Source organism: Geomonas silvestris (genome assembly GCF_014193515.1).
Taxonomy (GTDB): Bacteria; Desulfobacterota; Desulfuromonadia; order Geobacterales; family Geobacteraceae; genus Geomonas; species Geomonas silvestris.
In genome coordinates, this window is the sequence record NZ_BLXX01000006.1 from 199,315 (window position 1) to 217,712 (window position 18,398).

The window sequence follows — 18,398 nt, forward strand, 5'->3', positions numbered from 1 at the left end:
CTGTCACCGGCCGCCACGGCGCCGCCCGGGGGAAAATCGCTATTTTGCCCGCTGGTACAGCTCGTCCGCCTGCGCGGCGCTCACCTTGATGCCCTGGCGCTCCAGCAGTTCGCCGGTAACCCGCCAAAGCGTAGTGAGGGCGTTGTTGTAGTCGACCAGCGCCTGGATCTGGGTGGCCTTGGCGGAAACCAGGTCGTTCTCCACATCGAAGACGTCCTTGGTGGTGGCAAGCCCCACCGCATTCTTGGTACGGAAGGCCCTGAGCCGCTCTTCGGCGTAGGCGGTGCCGCGCGAGGTGACCTCGATCTGCCGGAAGCTGGTGTCGACCAGCCGCAAGGCGGCTCTTACCTCGTTCGCCACCCCCGACTCGAGGCTGCGCAACTGCGTCTGGGCCTGTTCGAGCACCAGCTTGCTCTTGATGTAGTCGTTCTCCGCCGCACGGTTGCCGATCGGGTAGCTGAACTGCAGCCCGATTCCCCAGGTGGGAAAGTCGGCCTTCAGCGTCCTTTCGTAGGCCCCGCCGAAGCGGGGATCGTACCCCTGAAAGCCGAAGTTGGCGGTAACGGAAAGGTCAGGCAGGGTGCGGTTTTTGGCGACCCGGCGCTGCAGTTCGTCGATCCGCAGGTTCGCCCGTTGCGCGGCGAGCTCGGGTCGGTTGGACAAGGCCCGGGTAAGCGCCTCCGGTTCGGCCAGGGTTACCAGCTCGCGCATGGGGGGCTCGGCGGTCAAGATGTCGGCAGCATTTTCCAGCTGCAGAATCAGGCGCAGCACGTCGACCTGGTCCCGCACCGCGCGCTCGGCATCGATCACCTCTTTTTCCCGGGACGCCGCAGAAAACTCGGCGTTGAGTATCTCCATGGCCGGCAGCACCCCCGCCTTCACCCTGCCGCGGGTCTCCTCGAGTATCTTTTGCGCCAGGGCAAGCGAGGTCCGTTTGACCTGCAGCAGCTCGCGCAGGTTGTAGAGCTTGAAGTAGTCGTTGCGGACCTGCGCCACGGTGTCGGCAAGCTTGGTCCGGTAGCGCGCCAGCGACCCCTCCTTGCCGAAGCGGGCGACCTCTATGGTAAGCTCGGTGGTCTCGCGGCCGAAGTTGCGCAAAAGCGGCTGGCTCGCGCTGACAGAGAAACCGTTATTGTAGTAGCTGTTCGAGTTGCTGATCCACCCGGAGCTGCCGCTTACCCCAAGCGTGCCGCCGGTAGGGAGCTGCTGGGTAACGCCGGCCGTGGCGCTGAAGGTATCGATGTTGATCGGCGTGAAGAAAAAGGTCTCGGTGGTGGAGGAGCGGCTGTAGTTCACCGAGGCGTTCAGCACGGGGTCGTAGATCCCCAGCGCGCGGTAGATGTCGGCCTGGGCCTGGGCCGGGTTGTAGAGCTCCACCTTGAGGTCGAGGTTGCGTTCGAAGCTCAGGCGCACGGCGTCGTTCAGGGTAAGCCTGAGCGGGGCGGGCTCCGCATGAACGAGTCCCACTCCCATCATAAGTGAGCCGGCGAGGGTAACCGCCGCGATGCGTGTCATGGTCATCATGGATCCTTTCCTCAAAAGCCCCCTCCCCTACTCGTAGCGCAAGGCCTCGATGGGGTTGAGCGAAGCTGCCTTGCGTGCCGGGTAAAAACCGAAAAAGACCCCGACACCGGCGGAAAACGCGAAGGCGATGGCGATGGTCTGCACCGAGATGAGGGTCGGCCAGCCGACGACGGAGGCGACCAGCCGGGCGCCGCCTACCCCCAGGAGCATGCCGATGATCCCGCCACAGGTGGTCAGAAGCACCGCCTCGGTGAGAAACTGCAGCATGATGTCCCGCGTCTTGGCCCCGATCGCGATCCTGATGCCGATCTCCCGGGTCCGCTCGGTGACCGAGACCAGCATGATGTTCATGATGCCGATCCCCCCAACGACGAGCGATATCGAGGCCACCGCACCTAGCAATAGGGACATGACGCGGGTGGATTGTTCGGAAATTGCGAGGATCTCCGACAGGTTCCGGATGCTGTAGTCGGCCTCCCGGCCGGGCCCTACCCGGTGGCGCTGGTTCAACAGGGCGACGACTTCCTCCTCGGCCTTTTTGAGCACCCCGGCACTTTGCGCCTGGATCATCATGGCCCCCACCGCATTGGGGAACTGGCTCCCCAGGAGTTTGCGCTGCGCGGTGCGTAACGGGACGTAGATGACGTCATCCTGATCCTGCCCCTGGGGGGATTGCCCCTTGCGCCCCAAGAGGCCGATCACCGTGAAGGGGATCTTCTTGACCCGGATGATCTTGCCGATCGGGTCGGAGGAACCGAACAGGTTGTCCGCAACGGTCTGCCCGATCAGGCAGTTCTTCGAAGCGCCGTCGACGTCGGATTGTGAGATGTTGCGCCCGGCCACGATGGTCCAGTCCCGGACCGCGATCACCTCAGGGGTTACCCCGTTAACCACCGTGGACCAGTTCTGGTTCCCGTAGACCACCTGGGCGGAGCCGCGCACCGTCGGCGCCACCTCGGCCACCGACGGGCACTCGGCCCGGATCGCCTTCGCGTCGTCGTAGGTCAGGTTCTGGGCGCCGCCCGTGCCGCTGCGCATGCCGCCGCTGGTCAAGGAGCCCGGGAGCACCAGCAACAGGTTGCTGCCGATGCTGGAGATCTGGTCCGAGATCATCTTGCTGGCACCCGAGCCGATGGCGACCATGATGATGACCGCCGCGATACCGATGATGATCCCCAGCATGGTGAGCAGGGCACGCATCTTGTTGACCCGCAGCGCCCGAAGCGCAATGAGCAGACTTTGCAGGAAGGTGCTCACGGGTTCCCCCCCTCAGCCGCGGCGTTCTCGAGTGCGGCCTCGTTTCGGGTGTCGGACACGATCCGGCCGTCCCGAAAGACGATCTGCCGCCCGGTGAAGGCGGCCACTTCCGGCTCGTGCGTCACCATGACGATGGTAATCCCCTGGCGGTTGAGCTCCTGGAAGATCCCCATGATCTCGACGGTGGTCTTGGAGTCGAGGTTCCCGGTCGGCTCGTCGGCCAGGATGATGGACGGCCGGTTCACCAGGGCCCGGGCGATGGCCACGCGCTGCTGCTGGCCTCCCGAAAGCTGGTTCGGGAAATGCGCCTCGCGCCCGGCAAGCCCCACCCGCGCCAGGGCATCGAGAGCGAGGGAGCGGCGCCGGCCAGCCGGCAGTTGGGCGTAGACCAGCGGCAGTTCGACGTTCTCGCGCGCGGTGGTGCGCGCCAGCAGGTTGAACCCCTGGAACACGAAGCCGAGTTTCTTGTTGCGCACCTCGGCAAGCTGGTTTCCCGTGAGTTCCCCCACGTTCACCCCGTCAAGGAGGTAGGCCCCGCGGGTCGGCACATCGAGACACCCCAGGATGTTCATGCAGGTCGACTTGCCGCTCCCCGACGCTCCCATGATCGAGACGAACTCGCCGGGGACTACGCTGAACGACACATCCTTGAGCGCTTCGACCTTTTCCTCGCCCATGGTGTAGACCTTGGCGACCTCCTCGAGACGCACCACTTCGGCCATCTAAAACCTCGGTCCCATGGGCGGCCCCATGCCTTGCTTCTTGGACGGTGCCACCTGCTCGACGATCACCTCGTCCCCCTCTTTGAGAGATCCCGCGACCACCTCCACGAAGCTTGCGTCCGAGATCCCGGTAGTGACGCTGACCGGCACCGGTTGTTGCCCCTTGAGGAGGTAAACCTTCTGCGAGGGTCCTTTTTTGACCCGGTCCGTAGCAACGGGAGGTTTTCCGGCAGCGCCTGCGCCGTCTTGGGGTGCGGTCTTCGGGGCGCCCGGCTTCTCGTCCTTGCCCGGTTTCGGCTTGAAGCGCAGCGCCGCACTGGGAAGCTTGAGGACCGTATCTTTTTTCTGGGTCTGCACCGAGACGTTCGCGGTCATCCCCGGTTTGAGCCTAAGGTCGCGGTTGTCCACGGCGATCACCGTCACGTAGGTCACCACGTTCTGGTTCACGACCGGTGCGTTTCTGATCTGTACCACGGTGCCGGTGAACTGCTGGTCGGGATAGGCGTCTACCGTAAAGGTGGCTGTTTGGCCGAGCTTCACCCGGCTAATGTCCGACTCGTCGACGCTGGTATCGATCTGCATCTTGGTGAGGTCTTGGGCGATGGTGAAGAGGGTCGGCGTCTGAAAGGATGCCGCCACGGTCTGCCCGACGTCGACGCTGCGGGAGACGACGATGCCGTCTACCGGGGACCGGATGGTTGAATAGGTGAGGTTGGTCTGTGCCTGCTTCAGGGCACCCTTGGACTGGACGAGGCTTGCCTCGGCCGCGCTCACTCCGGCCTGGGCGGAATCGTAGGCGGTCTGGGCGCTGTCCAGGTCGCTTTGGGCGATGATCCCCTGTTCGAGCAGTTGCCTGTTGCGGGACAGGGTCCGCTTGGTGTCAGCCAGGGTGACCCGCGCCTTGGCGAGGTTTGCCTCGGCGCTTAAGACATTGCCGGTGGCCTGCTGTACGGCAGCACCCAGCAGTGCAGGGTCGATCTGCGCGATAGGCTGTCCCTTTTTTACCGGCGAGTTGTAGTCGACGTAGAGCTTGGCGAGGGTTCCCGAGACCTGGGTACCGACCTGGACGGTGACCACGGCGTTGAGGGTGCCGGTCGCCGAGACGGCTGAAAGGATGCTCCCCCGCTCGACCTTGAGGGTCTTGAACTGCGGTGCAGGGGGCTTTTTCAGGAACTGGTAACCGACACCGATGAGGGCCACCAGCGCCACCGCGATGCCAATGATTTTTTTCACGTGCGACCTCGGCAAAGCCAGTAAACGGTATGCGCACTGGCTCGCAAGAAGATGAAAATAGCAACGGCACCGTCGAGGTCGATTGCCCCCGACGGTATCCGCGGGCCACGAGGCAGAAAGACACCCCGCAGCCCGCGGATACTAGCACAGCGGGGTTGGATTATAAAGGCTGTTTTCTTCTTGATCGCACCCCTCCTCTCCACGCAGTCCCGCGCTCTCCCTTAATTCCAAATAGCACCGACTGCAACGGCCCCTCCGGATCCACTCCCATTCCAAACGCTTCCCCCCCGTAGTTGGTCGGCGGCCTACGCGTCTCTCGTGAAGAAGCCATCTCTTCTACAAAAATGTTCATGCATCACATAAATGATTAGGTGCAAATAACTGTATTTGTGTTGTTTTCTTCGTTTTTGTGAAGTAGTATGCGCCAACATTAAAACAAGAGACGGTGGAGTTGCAACCAGGTAGGAAAAAGAATCTTAATCATTGGAAAAGCTCTGCATGGTAAGGAAGCTCATAGCCGGACTCGTCTTACTCAGTAGCACCGTATCATGTCTATCAGCAAACGCAGCGTCCCTGGAAGATCCTGCACCTTTAGCTAGTACAGCAGCGCTTCCCGCTTCCGACAACCATGAAGTAAATCCCGACTTGAACGTTACAGACAATTCGAGCAATCTTGACCTTAATTACGTTAAGAGCTATCTGACAGATTCCGCCAAGATCGTCACCATGCCCTTTCATTGGGACAAAAAGGACTGGCTCAAACTGGGGATGGTGGTGGGTGCCACCGGAAGCCTGATGCTCTTGGACCAGAAGATCAAGACCTTCTCCCAGAACAACAAAAGCCCGGTGGCGTCCAAGTTTGCGGTCTTGGGTAACGACCTTGGTAACGGGGCGTATACCCTCCCCGCTGTCGGCTCATTTTACCTCTACGGCTACCTGGCCGACGACAACAAGGCGAGGAAGACCTCCCTGCTCGCCCTGGAGAGCTTCGCCCTATCCGGCCTTCTCACCTCCGGGCTCAAGGTGTTGGCGGAGCGCCACCGCCCCAGTACCGGCGACCTCCCTACCGCCTGGGATGGTCCCCGGGTCAGCATGAAAAACCTGTCGTTCAGCTCAGGGCACACCGCATCGGCATTCTCCATCGCAACGGTATTCGCAGAGCAGTACAAAGACCATGCCTGGGTCCCCCCGGTAGCCTACAGCCTGGCCACCTTGACCGGCCTGTCGCGCATTTACTCGAACGCCCACTGGAGCTCTGACGTCTTTTTCGGCGGTGCTATAGGCTATTTCATGAGCAAGGCTATCCTGAAACTTCGTAAGGATGACGAGAAAACTGCCACCCACCTGATGATTCTCCCTGCGGTCAGCAAGGAAATGACCGGGGTCCGCGTCAAGTACGATTTTTAACCCGCCCTGCCCCGCGCCGCTTCCTCCCCGGGAGCGGCGCCACCCCCACCTTCCCCCACCACATCCTCAAGCCGCACATCTGCTCCTCATGTGTACCAACGCGAAAACCAGTCAAAGCGCCGAGTGCGTAAAGCCACGCCCCAGGCGGGTTGAGCAGGCGTAGCGCCTTGACCGGGTATCGCTAAGACACCGAGCGCCCGCAGCTTTATTAATTGACACCAACCTCGCTCCGGGTAAAATTGCCGAGTCACCGAAAAACTCCTCAAAACTCGACACGTAAGGAGATCATCATGGCCTACGAGACCAAGGACTACTCGAAGCTGATCGGCATGAGCGGATTCAGTGAAACGCTGCTGCGCAACCACTTCACCCTCTACCAGGGATATGTGAACAACACCAACACCCTGTGTGACACCCTGGCCCGGATGCGCAAGGAGGGTAAAGGCGCGACCCCAGAATTCTCCGAGCTCAAGCGCCGGTTCGGCTGGGAGTTCAACGGAATGAGACTGCACGAGCACTATTTCGAGAACCTGGGCGGGACCGGACAGCTCGCAAGCGGCGGCGAGTTGGCCGCCCGGATCAACGAGCAGTTCGGCAGCTACGACGAGTGGATGCAGGATTTCAAAGCGACTGGCGCCATGCGGGGGATCGGATGGGCCATCTTGTACCTGGACGTGGCGGCGGGCAAACTCCTCAACGTCTGGATCAACGAGCACGATGTCGGGCATCCCGCCGGCTGCCAGCCGATACTGGTTCTCGACGTCTTCGAGCACGCCTTTTTAACCGACTACGGCTTGAAGCGTGCCGACTATATCAGCGCCTACTTCCAGAACATCAACTGGGAAATGGCGCAAGGGCGCCTCGCCCAAGCCCGGCGCTAACCAGGCCCCACCACGAGCCCCCCTTCCCGGCGGGGTTCCTCCTTATCCCACCTTCGGGAGATGCATGGTCTCCCATCACCCGCCCCAACCAGGACGTGACGCCATGAAACGGCCGGCAGCCCTTCTCCTTCTCACCTTCCTGCTCCTTTACGCGCACGCTGCACCGGCGAGCGAAATCTACGGCTTGGGCGGGGTGGTGCACTCGGTTGACCCCGACGACCTCTCCTACTCCTGGCAGCTCGAGTACCGACAGGACCTCCACAGGCACTTCGCTGCCGGGGTGTCGTACCTCAACGAGGGGCACTTCAAGGGGCATCACCGCGACGGCTACACCGCGCAGCTTTGGACCAGGGCCGAACTGTTCGACTACCGGCTTACCGTGGCTGCCGGCATCGGGCCGTACTTTTTCCTCGACACCACCACCAATACCTCGCCCAGCGGCTTCACCGACGACCACGGATGGAAGGCAATGTTCAGCGGAGCCGCCACCTGGCACCTGGATAACAACCTGCTTCTCGAGGTGCGCAGCAACTGGGTGAAAGGACATAGCGGCTTCAACACGGTGTCGGCATTGGCAGGTATCGGCTACCACTTCGAGCCCGCCCTCGAGCCGCTGGACCGCAAAAACGAGCAGCGCCTGGACAACGAGGTCACCCTGTTGTTCGGGCAGACCATCGTGAACAGCTTCGATTCTCCGCGTTCCATAGCAGCCGAGCTTGAATACCGGCGCCGCCTGACGCGGCATCTGGAGTGGACGGCAGCAGGGCTCTACGAGGGGGATAACCGGTTGGTGCGGCGGGACGGGCTCTTGACGCAGCTGTGGGTGGCGCAGGAGCTTCTGGATGACGCCTTGAGTGTGGGGGCGGGGGCGGGACTCTACTTCAACCTGGGGCATTATCACAGCCCCTTCCAGGGGACCGGGGCCAGGCATTTCCTTTCGGGGGTCGTAGGTCTTACCGGAAGCTACCGGGTCACCGAGCACTGGTCGGTGCGGGCGACCTGGAGCAGGATCGTGACCAGTTACGCCCGGGACACCGACGTGCTGTTGGGTGGCCTCGGCTACCGGTTCTGAAAAAGCAAAAGGGCCCAAGCTGGTGGCTTGAGCGCTTCAATCGAAAAGTGGTACCGGAGGCCCGGGTCATCTAAACACCGCAAGAAGCCGCAACTACCTAATTACCGATCTTTCCCCCCCAAATATAGCCCATCCCCAAAAGCCCCCCCAAAAAAAGATGGCCCTGCTCTACCTATGGATTGGCAGACAAGATGTTTTTTTAGGTAGGCAGCAAACTCCCTCAATAGGCCGCTGCCGAAGGGCTCGGAATCGTTACGGCGCCCAAGGTTCTTAAGGCGGTGGCCGAGGCGGTGAAGGCGTGGCCGGAGTTTGCATCCAGAGCGCAGGTGAGCGAAAAGGAGACTGCCTGGATCGCTCGCTCCAGGTGTTTATCGAGTAGGCGGGGCCGCTCCAGAGAGTTACAGGTAGCAGTCCTGTCAGATCCCACCTCTCACGCTTTGACATAAATTCCGGCCAGGCCTATAATCCCCAGCGTACGGTGCTGAACTCGGCGGTCTCGTACTTGTCCTCTGCGCGGCCAGTGGACTCAATGAAAGTGCGCTCCCCGGCTTTTGAGAATATGCAGTCCTATGAGGCATTTTTTAAGACAGCACCACCATTCGCTCAGAGAATTTTTCAAGTTCGCCTTGGTCGGCCTGCTCAATACGGGCGTCGACGTTGCCCTGTTTTCACTGTTGGTCTGGCTGGGATGCGCGTACCTTGCGGCTCAGCTTGTCTCCTACACCTGCGGTGCTGCCAACAGCTATCTACTCAACAAGGCCTGGACCTTCCGCTCTTGCGGGCTCTCCTACCGGGAGATGCTGCGCTTTGCCGTGGTCAACCTGGTGTCACTGGGGATATCGATTGTCCTGCTTGCACTGCTCCACGATCAGGTCGGTTTGGGACTGGCGGCAGCAAAAGGGGGGGCTACGGCAGGCGCACTGGCTGCAAATTTCCTGGGCAACAAGCTCTGGGTCTTTCGATAGGCGGGGTGCACGATGACGGGAATACAGTGGGGCATCTCGGCTGTTTTCTGCGGCCTCTTTCTCTTGGGAACCTGGGTCGCCGCTTACTGCGCCCCCCGGCTTGCGGCGGGTCGGGACACCAACTGCCTGTTGTGGTTTCTAATGGCAACGGCGGTTCTGGTGCGGGTGGTGCTGGCTGCGACTACCAGGGGCTACCAGACCGACATCGTAACCTTCAGTGCCTGGGCGGTGCACGCCGCCGACGGACTCACCTCGTTCTACGCGCCGGGTTATTTTGCCGATTATCCCCCGGGGTACATCTATGTGCTGTGGTTGGTCGGAAAGCTGCGATCAGCCTTGGACCTCCCCTTCGACGGACCTTATTTCCTGACTCTCCTGAAGTTCCCGGCGATCCTTGCGGACACTATCACAGTGTGGCTTTTCTATCGCCTGGCGCAGCGCCAGGAAAGCGCTGTCCCCCCACTTGTACTGGCGGCGCTCTACGCCTTCAACCCCGCGGTCATACTTGATTCATCGATATGGGGACAAGTGGACGGAGTGCTCACTCTTTTCATCCTTCTGGGGGTCTTTTTCCTGGAACTGAGTCCAGCCGTATCAGGAGCCTGCTGCGCGGTGGCGCTCTTGATCAAGCCCCAGGCCCTCATTTTCGCCCCGCTGCCGATGCTCTTTTTCGCGCTCGGGATCGCGCGCCGGCAACGGCACGCCTGGTCGGACCTGCTGGTGTACACGGGCACCGCGACCCTGCTCTTCAGCCTGGCCTGCCTCCCCTTTGCGGGAACCCAGCCTCCCGGCTGGATCCTGAGCAAGTACGGTGCAACCCTCGCCTCGTACCCCTATGCAACCCTGAACGCCTTCAACCTCTTCGCTCTGACTGGGGCCAACCTGGCGCCCGCGGACCAGCCGTTCCTCGTGCTGTCCTATGCCACCTGGAGCAACCTGTTCATCGTCTTAACCGTGTTTTTCACGGCATTGGTGGCGTTGCGCGGCAGGGAGAGCGACCGTTTTTGGTACCTGCCGCTCTTCCTGAACGCTTCGGTCTTCGTGCTGGCCGCCAAGATGCACGAGCGCTACCTGTTTCCCGCCCTCGCACTGGCGCTCGGATTATACCTGGCCAGCAAGGACCGCCGGGTGCTGCTGGTGTTTGCCGGGTTCAGCGTGACCCAGTACCTTAACGCCCAACAGGTACTCGCACTGAGTCACCGCGCGATCTATGCGGTTCCTCCCCACGACCCGCTTTTGCTGGCGGTGTCACTGGCAAACGTGCTCTGCTGGCTGTGGCTGGCCTGGTTCGGTTTCCGGCGCTACCTCGCCTGACGTTCGATGAAACGCCGATCGGCCCCGGCGCGCCTCAGGCCACCATGGAATAGGGGTCTGCCTGTTTCCACTCGTCGAGAGGAGCCTGTCCGGGCGCCCCCTGGCGGGAGAAGTTCAGCGCCTCCCGCACCACGTAGAGCGGTCGTCCCTTCGCCTCGTCATAGATGCGGCCGATGTACTCGCCAATGATCCCCAGCATCATCAAGACCACGCCGTTGAAGAAGAGACTCACCGCAATCATCGAGGCCCAGCCGGTCACCGTCCCGTTGGTAAAGAGCTTCAGATAGAGCACTACCATCATGTAGATGAATCCGGCCAGCGAAACAGCCCCGCCGAAGTACGAGGCGAGCTTGAGCGGCTTGTAGGAAAACGAGGTGATTGCGTCGAAGGCGAACCGGAGCATCTTTTTCAGCGGGTACTTGGTCTCCCCGGCGAAGCGCTCTTCGCGCACGAACTCTACGGCGGCTTGCCTGAATCCGAGCCAGCTGATGATCCCCCGTACATAGCGGTTGCGCTCCTTCACATTTTTCAGCGCGTCGCACACCTTGCGGTCGATGAGGCGGAAATCTCCGGTATCCACCGGGATGTCGACATCGGTGAGTTTCTGCAGCACCCGGTAAAAGGCAGCCGACGTGAAGCGCTTGAAGAGGGTCTCGCCCTTGCGCGCGGCGCGCCTGCCGTAGACCACGTCGAAGCCCTCGCGCCACTTGGCGATCATGGCGGGGATTACCTCCGGCGGGTCCTGTAGGTCGGCATCGATGACCACCACCGCGTCGCCGCCGGCGAAGTTCATGCCGGCCGTTATAGCCGTTTGGTGGCCGAAGTTTCGAGAGAAGTCGATGAGGCGGGCGCGAGGGTCTGCTGCACAGATAGTTTTAAGTATGGCGCAGGTGGCGTCGCGGCTGCCGTCGTTCACGAAGATGAGCTCATAGCCCTCGCCCTGCCGCTCCATCACCTCCTTCAGCCTGCGGTACGACTCGTGGAGGACCGCTTCCTCGTTATACACCGGAACTACAACGGAAATAATCGTTTTATTCATACGTTTCACCTCGTGTCCGCGCTTTGTCGCCGCGGCTTAGTTGGCAAGCTTTGGGGCGCACCAGGCGCCGTGGGTACCGCTTAGAAAAGCCAGCTCGGCAGCCATCTGAGCTGGGCCAGGTACTGTTCCTGCACCGGCAGGCCGGACAGGACCGGAAAGAAGCACAAGAAGAACCCGGTCGCAAGGGCGAGGTAGCCGCAGGCAACCAGGCGCGCTCCTCTTCCGGGGAGCTCCACTGCCTTTAACGTCGCCACCAGACACATGATCACGAACGGCACGCTGGAAAAAAAGTGGTAGATGAAGGCGAGCCGGTTGATGCCAACCCAGGGGAGGTACTGGAACAAAAGTGCGACCAAAACGATACCCAGCCGCGCGTCGCGCCTACGGAAAGCTAGGATGCCGGCACCGGCTACCGCCGGGAGCGAGAGCCAGAATATCGCGGGATTGCCGAAGCAGGCGATGGTGGAAACGGTCCCCGCCGCATTGCCCGGACCGGTGAACATCCACACGGGGCGCAGGTCCAGCGGCCAGGTCCACCAGGCAGAGGAGAAGGGGTGCACCGCTTTAAGGGTACGGTGATAGTTGAGCATATGTTCCTGAAGGCGCACCACATCGGCAAGTCCGTGCCCCGGCCCCGGCAGCGCAAGAAAAGGGAGGTAGGCCAACAGGTAGATCGCCGCTGGAATTGCCCCGAAAGCGACAAGGCAGACACCGACCCGCCGCAGCACGAACCGAAGCCAAACGCCCGGGAAGGCCCCTGACACCAACTCGGCGAGGGTCTTCAGGATCACCAGCAGGAGCATGCCGCCGCCGGCGTAGAGCACGATCCACTTGCATGCCGCCCCGATGCCGAAGGCCGTGCCCGCCAAAAACAGGGTGGCATTGGTGCTGCGGGGCGGCAGTTCGCCCTCGCGGGGAAAGAGGTCGAGCACGAAGTAGTACAAAACCAGGATGAAGAAGACGCCAAACACGTCGATCACTGCCACCCGGGTCTGGGTGAAACGCATGAAATCGGCCAGCATGAGAAACGCGGCGCAGAAAGCGTAGAAGCGGTCCCGGAAGAGTTTCAGCCCGAAGAGGTAGACAAGCGGCACCAGCGCGACCCCGAAGAGCACGCCGGCGATGCGCCAGCCGAAAGGGTTCATGCCGAACAGGGCGATACCCGAGGCGATCAGGAGTTTTCCCAGGGGCGGATGGGTCGTTTCGTAAGGTTCGACACCGTTGAGCATCTCCCAGGCGCTGCGGGCGTGGTAGATTTCATCGAAGTAGAACCCGGTCCAAAAGGACGGGGCATATTCGAAGCAGTCCTGCTCGTCGATGAGGTTTTCCGGCTTGCCCCGATCGGCGGCCGAGAGGTTACTGGATCCGATGCGCAGGCCGGGTAGCGGCGCGGTGCTCCCCTTCTCGACCAGGGCGATCTCGTTGAGCCGACCTCCGGGAACATCGGCCCTGAGGCGCACGGCGCTGGTACGCACTGCAACCTCCAGATACTTCCAGGCACCGACCTGATCCTTGGCAAAGCTGGCCAGGTCTACAAAATCTCCTCCGGGCCCTCGAGCGGACACGGTGAACCGCCCCAGGTCGGGGGCGCCGCTGTCGATGCCGCTGAAGTAATAGATCCGGGACAACTCGGCCTCCCGGCCCAGTTCGATGGTCACCGAGTTGCCGGCTACGGCGCTTTGCCAGCCAGATTCCGGGGCATGGTGCCCCCCCAGGTGGAACAGAGACACGGCCAGACATACAGCGCTCAGGGCCAACAGTATACCGGCATCGACCCGGTCCAGTCCCGCACCCGACGGCGCGACAGTGCAAGCGGTCGGTGCCTCCTTGCACCTGCCGGGACCTTTGCTGCGAAGATACCCCCCTAAAAGGAGCAGTACCAGCCCGAACGCTGCGCAGGCGACCAGATCCAGACCTCCCGCCGAACGACCGGTGCCGCCGACCGGCGCTGCCCCAACCGACTCGGGCCGAAGCGCTGCTACCGCGACCCCTGGCGGCGCGAGATCCATCTTTTGGACCTCCACATCCTTAAACCAGGCCGTACCGCTGTTCATACTGCCGTACCCGCCGAGTCCCACGGTGACCTCGAGGGTGGACTGATTCTTCCCGGTTTGCCCGTAGAACTCCACGGACTGCCACCCACCGGTTCCTGTCACGCTGCGAGAACCCGCCAGGATACCTGAAACCGAGATGCCCGCGCCCCGCTCCTGGACGCCAACCTGCTCCGTGCGCAACCGGCAGGATAAACGGTACACCTTCTCAGGTTCCACCTGCATTCGACGCACATAGCGGGCGTCGTTGGGGACCTGCGAACTGATGCACAGTACGCCCCCCTGTTCCTTAAAGAGTGATGAGCCCTTCCCGGCGGAGGCATTCCAGTCGTACTTCGTCCAGGCAGCGCTCCCGACGCTGGCGGCCGCTGCCAGGCAGTCTCCCGCCGACGTGGACACAAGTAGCACAGCTATAAGAACGGCTCGTTTTAGTACGGACATGAGGTGGCATCCTTGGGAGGACACAGGGCACCGGTCGGGTGCTAAGGCAACTGCACGGTGTGCCCCGGAAAAAGTCCGGGAGAGCCTGGTGGCTCTCCCGGATGCGTCGCATCTTTTCATGGCAAACCGGGGCAACCGGCGTTACCGAGCATTACTGACCGGCGGCAAGAGCGCTGAGCTGAGCTGCACTCAGGGTTATGGAGCCCATGCCCCCCCTGTTTGCACTGATGGCTGCCTGGATAGTGGACGCCGTGGCACCCTGCTTAGAAGATCCGTGGCAGCCGGAGCAGTACGAGTTGTAGAGTGCCCAGGTTTTAACAGGGGCCGGAGTCGGAGTCGGTGCCGGAGTCGGTGCCGGAGTCGGTGCCGGAGTCGGGGTCGGCTTGGGAGTCGGTGCCGGGGTCGGTGCCGGGGTCGGCTTGGGAGTCGGTGCCGGAGTCGGTGCCGGGGTCGGCTTGGGGGTCGGCTTGGGGGTCGGAGCCGGGGTCGGGCGGGGAGTCGGCCGGGGGGTCGGAGTCGGCCGGGGAGTGCGCCTGTCATCATCGCCCCTGCGGCTATAACCGGTGTGGGAACGCTCGCTCGAGTCGTCGCCATAGCCGGTTGCTGCGAAGCCTGCGGAAATCATGCTGACTGCTACGAGGAAAATGAGAGCTTTTTTGGATTTCATACGTTGGATCTCCTTAGTTTGGATGATGAGTTGAACAGCGGGTTCGTGACACGGTAACGCGATCTTGTGAAGTGCACCTGGCAATCTGGGATTCCCGCAGGACAGCATCACGTTTCGCCGCCTACCGGATAGCGCAGGTTTCGATCACCTCCTTTGCTTGGCTCGAGGCCTTCCGGGCAGTAAATCCGGAATTTGGATACAAAAATAGCCGGGGCCTCGTATCAGGTCTGATATTCGGCATCCCGGCTGTCTTCAAGAAGACCCTAGGCTTTCCGCCCCATCCTCGCGAATGGTTTAGTATTGTCGTTATCGTTACATCTTGCTGCTACTGTAAGACGTTGAACGCTGGTTTTTGGCAGGTCCTCCCCGTGGGTGTTTGCGGGCCTCGGCGTATGTGGACATAAAAATAGCCGGGGCCGCCATATCTGGAATATGATATTTCGGCATCCCGGCTGTCTTCCAAGAAGATCCTAGGCTTTCCGCCCCACCCTCGCGGATGGTTTAGTATTGTCGTGTATCGTTTCTACTGGTTATTTGGATTTGGTACTGAGCTAATCTTGACTACAATACAAAAAAGCCGGGAAGCCGCATATCTCGATTGATATTTCGGCATCCCGGCTGTCTTTCAAGAAGATCCTAGGCTTTCCGCCCCACCCTCACGGATGGTTTAGTATTGTCGTGTATCTGATGCAAAGTGTTTTTTGTCTGGTCTGAGCGGACTATACCAAAACTTAAAAAATAAAGTCAACCTTTTTTTGTATTCTTGATCCCTGTCGCTTTCCGAGCCGCTCCCCGCCGGGATCGGGGAGACAAAAAATGGCGCCGCACACCTGGATCGCTATTCGGCGTCCCGGCTGTCTTCCAAGAAGTATTCGCCTCCATCCTCGCGAATGGTTAAGTGCAGCGTGTATCTGCCCCTGCGCCGATTGCCGGTAAGCGTATCAGCGACTTCCGCAGGAAACAATCTCTTTTTTGTTATTTGAAGTTAAGCAGTGTTCGCCCAGATTACAGGCACGTCGGTGCCAAGGATACACTTTTAAAATCTCACTACCTCGTGATCCGCTCACACTCAGCAAGGAAAAAAACCTTTGCATTGCAAAGAGGCAACCGAAGCGGACCTGTGGCCTTATGCCTGAGAATCGACGACCCTGTGCCTATGATCCCTCTCTCCGAACCAGGGACCAGGCCGCCTCTTGCCTGCAGGACCGTTTTAGTTATACTACACGCATGAAAAAAACAGTCTTTATACTGCCGCTAATCTTACTCGCCCTGGTTGATAACGGCTTTTGCGAGGGTCCGCCCAACGAGATACGCCTCCCCCGTCAGATCGCGATTGCCATGGCGGTCTACAGAAACCTCGACCTGAAGGTAGAGGCGTACAATTCGGAGATGGCCCGGAAGGAACTGGAGAAGAGTTGGGGGATTTATAATCCGGTCCTCAACGCCTCGGGAAATGGAGGAGTCACTGCGGTCCCCGGCGATCCGTTTTTCTCGACCAGGTTCGCCACAACCACCCTGGGCCTGACACAGAATCTGCCCCTCGGGGGCTCAATCGCCCTGTCGACCCAGACCGGTTTTTTCAGCTTCAACCCAGGGACATCCGTACAGGACTGGCAGTCGACCGCCGGCCTTACCTATACCCAGCCGCTTCTGAGGAGCTTCGGCTTGGAAAATACCCGCCAGAACATAACCATAAGCGAGTATGCTCTTCAGGAATCACTGGAGCGGTTCCGCAGCAGCACCACCGAAACCGTCGCCAATGTCATCACCAGCTATAACCACCTCTACGTTTTACGAAGAATTCTGGAAACGCGGATGGCCAGTCTAAAATCGGCCCAGTTGCTGCTCGATGCCGTTGGCAAGAAGACGCAGCAGGCGCCTGTCCAGGGCATGGACGTCGCCAACGCCGAATTCGCTACGGCACAGCGCCGCAAGGATGTTGTCGAAGCCTCGCGCAATGTGAGGGACCAGGAGGTAAGCCTGCGCTACCTAATCGGCCTGGAGTCCAAGACGGAGATCATCCCGATCGACCCGCCGGCCACTGAAGAGCCGCCCTTAACCGAGGAACAGGCCGTGCTGGCCGCCTTGGCAATCCGTCCTGATTTGAAACAGATGCAGATCGGCCTTAAGTCGTCTCAACTGCAGGAGAGAATTGCACGGCACCAGTCACTGCCGGATCTTTCCTTGAACGCCACCGGCGGGTTCACCGGCAACGGCACGAGTATGAGCAGCAGCTACAACAACCTCTGGAACAGTCCGGGAAACTACTGGACTGCCGGGTTACAGTTCAGCGTCCCCCTAGGCAATACCGCATTGAGGAACGAATACCTCAAGAGCAAAATTAAAACAGAACAGTTGGAAGACCAGATAAAGGCACTCCAATGGAAGATCCGGATCGATGTGGAGTCGGACTTCCGGGCTCTCATTTCGGCACGACTGCAGTTGCAACTGGCCGACAAGTCGCGCGGTCTTTCCGAGCAGCGCCTCGATGCCTACCGCAAGAACAACGCAGTTGGGACCGCCTCGGTTCAGGATGTCATAAATGCGGAAAACGACAAGAATGTCGCCGACAACGCACACCTGGAAGCGCTGGAAAACTTTGCTGGCGCAGTGATCAAGCTGTGGAGAGACACGGGCCAACTGCTAGACCGCAACCGTGTCAATGTGGACGCCTCGGTGCCGGAGACCATCACGCAACGCAAGCAGCCCGACGCACCCGGACCGAGACTTCCTCTGACCGACAGCTCGATTACCACCATCGCCCAAGAAAAGGACCCGATCCCGGCCGGCGCCGGCGCCCCGCAACTACCGGAGGCCCGGAGAGAGGCTCCAGTAGTCGCGGGCTCGAAGCAGGCACCGGCTTCCACATCGAGTTCGATCGCGCCCCACGCCGGCACGGCCTCGACGACCGAGGGGAGCAGGAAACCGCCTGCTGCCAGCGGCGCCTTCACACTTAAAATCGGGGAGTACTTCGCGAAGTCGGAGATGGTCGAAGCCATCAAGACCATAAAGGGGGCAGGTCTCAGGGAGGCCGTCAAACCGGGGCCACTGAAAACGACCACCTCGTTTCGCCTTTACCTGACTGAATTTACCGACCGGGAAAAAGCTGCAAGGGAACTGGAACGGTTGCAAAATAACAAGATCAAAGGCTTTGTCCTCAAGAGCAAGGAGCAAAGGTACGTCGTCTACGCGGGCGCCCACCTCGACCGCAAGTCCGCCGTACAAGAGCAGACTCGTTTGGCACTCCGCGGGATACACACCAGTCTTAAACCGGCGCAGGTATCCCTGCCGACGCTGGTCCTCACCGCAGGCAGCTTCGCAAGCCGCGAGGAAGCCATGGCCAGCGCCGTCATTTTGGAAAAACAGAATCTCAAACCGGTCGTCACAGAAAACGCACCCCAGTAACTGGCAGCGACGCCGTCCAAATACCGTCTAGGTCAGCCTGAGTCAGAGTCATACCTGCCACCCTGTACCTCCGAGCTCAACGACCACCGAGGCGCCGGCACCGGGTTGAGATGCCAGACCAATCAATGGAAAGGATGCTCGACGTTGCAAAGGCAATCCGGTCCGGCAGGTCAGCTTTTATTGTATCTCCTGAGACCTCGGTGGACTGGCAAACAGAAAAGGCCCTCATTTTCTCAGGGCCTTTTCTGTTTCTCAAACGTATGTAGCACTTCTAAAAACTTGGTGGTGGTACCGGAGGCCGGTACCGCGTGTGCGCCACAACATGCTATATTCGCAGGTTTTTTTAGAGGGTTTCCTTTCGAAGCCCCCCCAAAAAGCCCCCAAAACGGAGATCTTGTCTGGGGGCGGGTTCACAGGAAG

At 60.6% G+C, this 18,398-nt stretch carries 13 protein-coding genes and 3 riboswitches; of the genes, 6 read left to right on the top strand and 7 right to left on the bottom strand.

Features of this window, described 5'->3' with window-relative positions; genetic code table 11:
* Window positions 1-39 precede the first annotated feature (39 nt).
* From GMST_RS11810 to GMST_RS11825, 4 genes are read right to left on the bottom strand one after another with little or no spacing between them, the layout of a single operon-like run.
* Entirely contained in the window at window positions 40-1,524 is a 1,485-nt protein-coding gene (locus GMST_RS11810; protein WP_246399449.1) for a TolC family protein, read from the bottom strand.
* Between the two features lie 27 nt (window positions 1,525-1,551).
* On the bottom strand, window positions 1,552-2,781 hold the full coding sequence (locus GMST_RS11815; RefSeq protein ID WP_183354861.1) for an ABC transporter permease: 1,230 nt from the start codon (window positions 2,779-2,781) through the stop codon (window positions 1,552-1,554).
* Entirely contained in the window at window positions 2,778-3,503 is a 726-nt protein-coding gene (locus GMST_RS11820) for an ABC transporter ATP-binding protein (RefSeq protein WP_281380032.1), read from the bottom strand. The genes GMST_RS11815 and GMST_RS11820 overlap by 4 nt, the downstream gene beginning before the upstream one ends.
* Window positions 3,504-4,736 carry an efflux RND transporter periplasmic adaptor subunit gene (locus tag GMST_RS11825; RefSeq protein ID WP_183354862.1) on the bottom strand — a complete coding sequence of 411 codons (1,233 nt, stop codon included), beginning with the start codon at window positions 4,734-4,736 and terminating at the stop codon, window positions 3,504-3,506.
* A 726-nt stretch (window positions 4,737-5,462) separates the two neighbouring features.
* Here GMST_RS11825 and GMST_RS11830 point away from each other — a divergent pair.
* The 5 genes from GMST_RS11830 (at window position 5,463) to GMST_RS11850 (ending at window position 10,375) form a co-directional block, all read left to right on the top strand.
* Window positions 5,463-6,143 carry a phosphatase PAP2 family protein gene (locus GMST_RS11830; protein WP_183354863.1) on the top strand — a complete coding sequence of 227 codons (681 nt, stop codon included), beginning with the start codon at window positions 5,463-5,465 and terminating at the stop codon, window positions 6,141-6,143.
* 290 nt (window positions 6,144-6,433) lie between these two features.
* Window positions 6,434-7,024 (top strand): superoxide dismutase, encoded by a 591-nt coding sequence (locus tag GMST_RS11835; RefSeq protein WP_183354864.1) that lies wholly within the window; start codon window positions 6,434-6,436, stop codon window positions 7,022-7,024.
* 103 nt (window positions 7,025-7,127) lie between these two features.
* Entirely contained in the window at window positions 7,128-8,096 is a 969-nt protein-coding gene (locus GMST_RS11840) for a hypothetical protein (protein ID WP_183354865.1), read from the top strand.
* A 569-nt stretch (window positions 8,097-8,665) separates the two neighbouring features.
* Window positions 8,666-9,061, top strand: coding sequence for a GtrA family protein (locus tag GMST_RS11845; protein ID WP_183354866.1), 396 nt, complete (start codon window positions 8,666-8,668; stop codon window positions 9,059-9,061).
* Between the two features lie 12 nt (window positions 9,062-9,073).
* On the top strand, window positions 9,074-10,375 hold the full coding sequence (locus GMST_RS11850; RefSeq protein ID WP_183354867.1) for a putative hexosyltransferase: 1,302 nt from the start codon (window positions 9,074-9,076) through the stop codon (window positions 10,373-10,375).
* Window positions 10,376-10,409: 34 nt separating this feature from the next.
* Here the strand turns inward: GMST_RS11850 and GMST_RS11855 are convergent, their stop codons facing one another.
* The 3 genes from GMST_RS11855 to GMST_RS11865 all read right to left on the bottom strand — a co-directional run bounded on the left by GMST_RS11855 (window position 10,410) and on the right by GMST_RS11865 (window position 14,573).
* Complete coding sequence (locus tag GMST_RS11855; protein WP_183354868.1) at window positions 10,410-11,414, bottom strand: glycosyltransferase family 2 protein; 1,005 nt, start codon at window positions 11,412-11,414, stop codon at window positions 10,410-10,412.
* A gap of 80 nt (window positions 11,415-11,494) precedes the next feature.
* The gene (locus tag GMST_RS11860; RefSeq protein ID WP_183354869.1) at window positions 11,495-13,570 is read right to left on the bottom strand and encodes a phospholipid carrier-dependent glycosyltransferase; all 2,076 of its coding nucleotides are present in this window, start codon (window positions 13,568-13,570) and stop codon (window positions 11,495-11,497) included.
* A gap of 487 nt (window positions 13,571-14,057) precedes the next feature.
* Window positions 14,058-14,573, bottom strand: a complete 516-nt coding sequence (locus GMST_RS11865) for a cytochrome c (protein WP_183354870.1) — start codon at window positions 14,571-14,573, stop codon at window positions 14,058-14,060.
* A gap of 233 nt (window positions 14,574-14,806) precedes the next feature.
* A riboswitch (cyclic di-GMP riboswitch) is annotated at window positions 14,807-14,882 on the bottom strand.
* Window positions 14,883-15,012: 130 nt separating this feature from the next.
* A riboswitch (cyclic di-GMP riboswitch) is annotated at window positions 15,013-15,089 on the bottom strand.
* Window positions 15,090-15,178: 89 nt separating this feature from the next.
* Window positions 15,179-15,255, bottom strand: a riboswitch (cyclic di-GMP riboswitch).
* Window positions 15,256-15,800: 545 nt separating this feature from the next.
* Between GMST_RS11865 and GMST_RS11870 the strand changes: the two genes are divergently transcribed.
* Window positions 15,801-17,978 carry a TolC family protein gene (locus tag GMST_RS11870; protein WP_183354871.1) on the top strand — a complete coding sequence of 726 codons (2,178 nt, stop codon included), beginning with the start codon at window positions 15,801-15,803 and terminating at the stop codon, window positions 17,976-17,978.
* The last annotated feature ends 420 nt before the right edge of the window (window positions 17,979-18,398 follow it).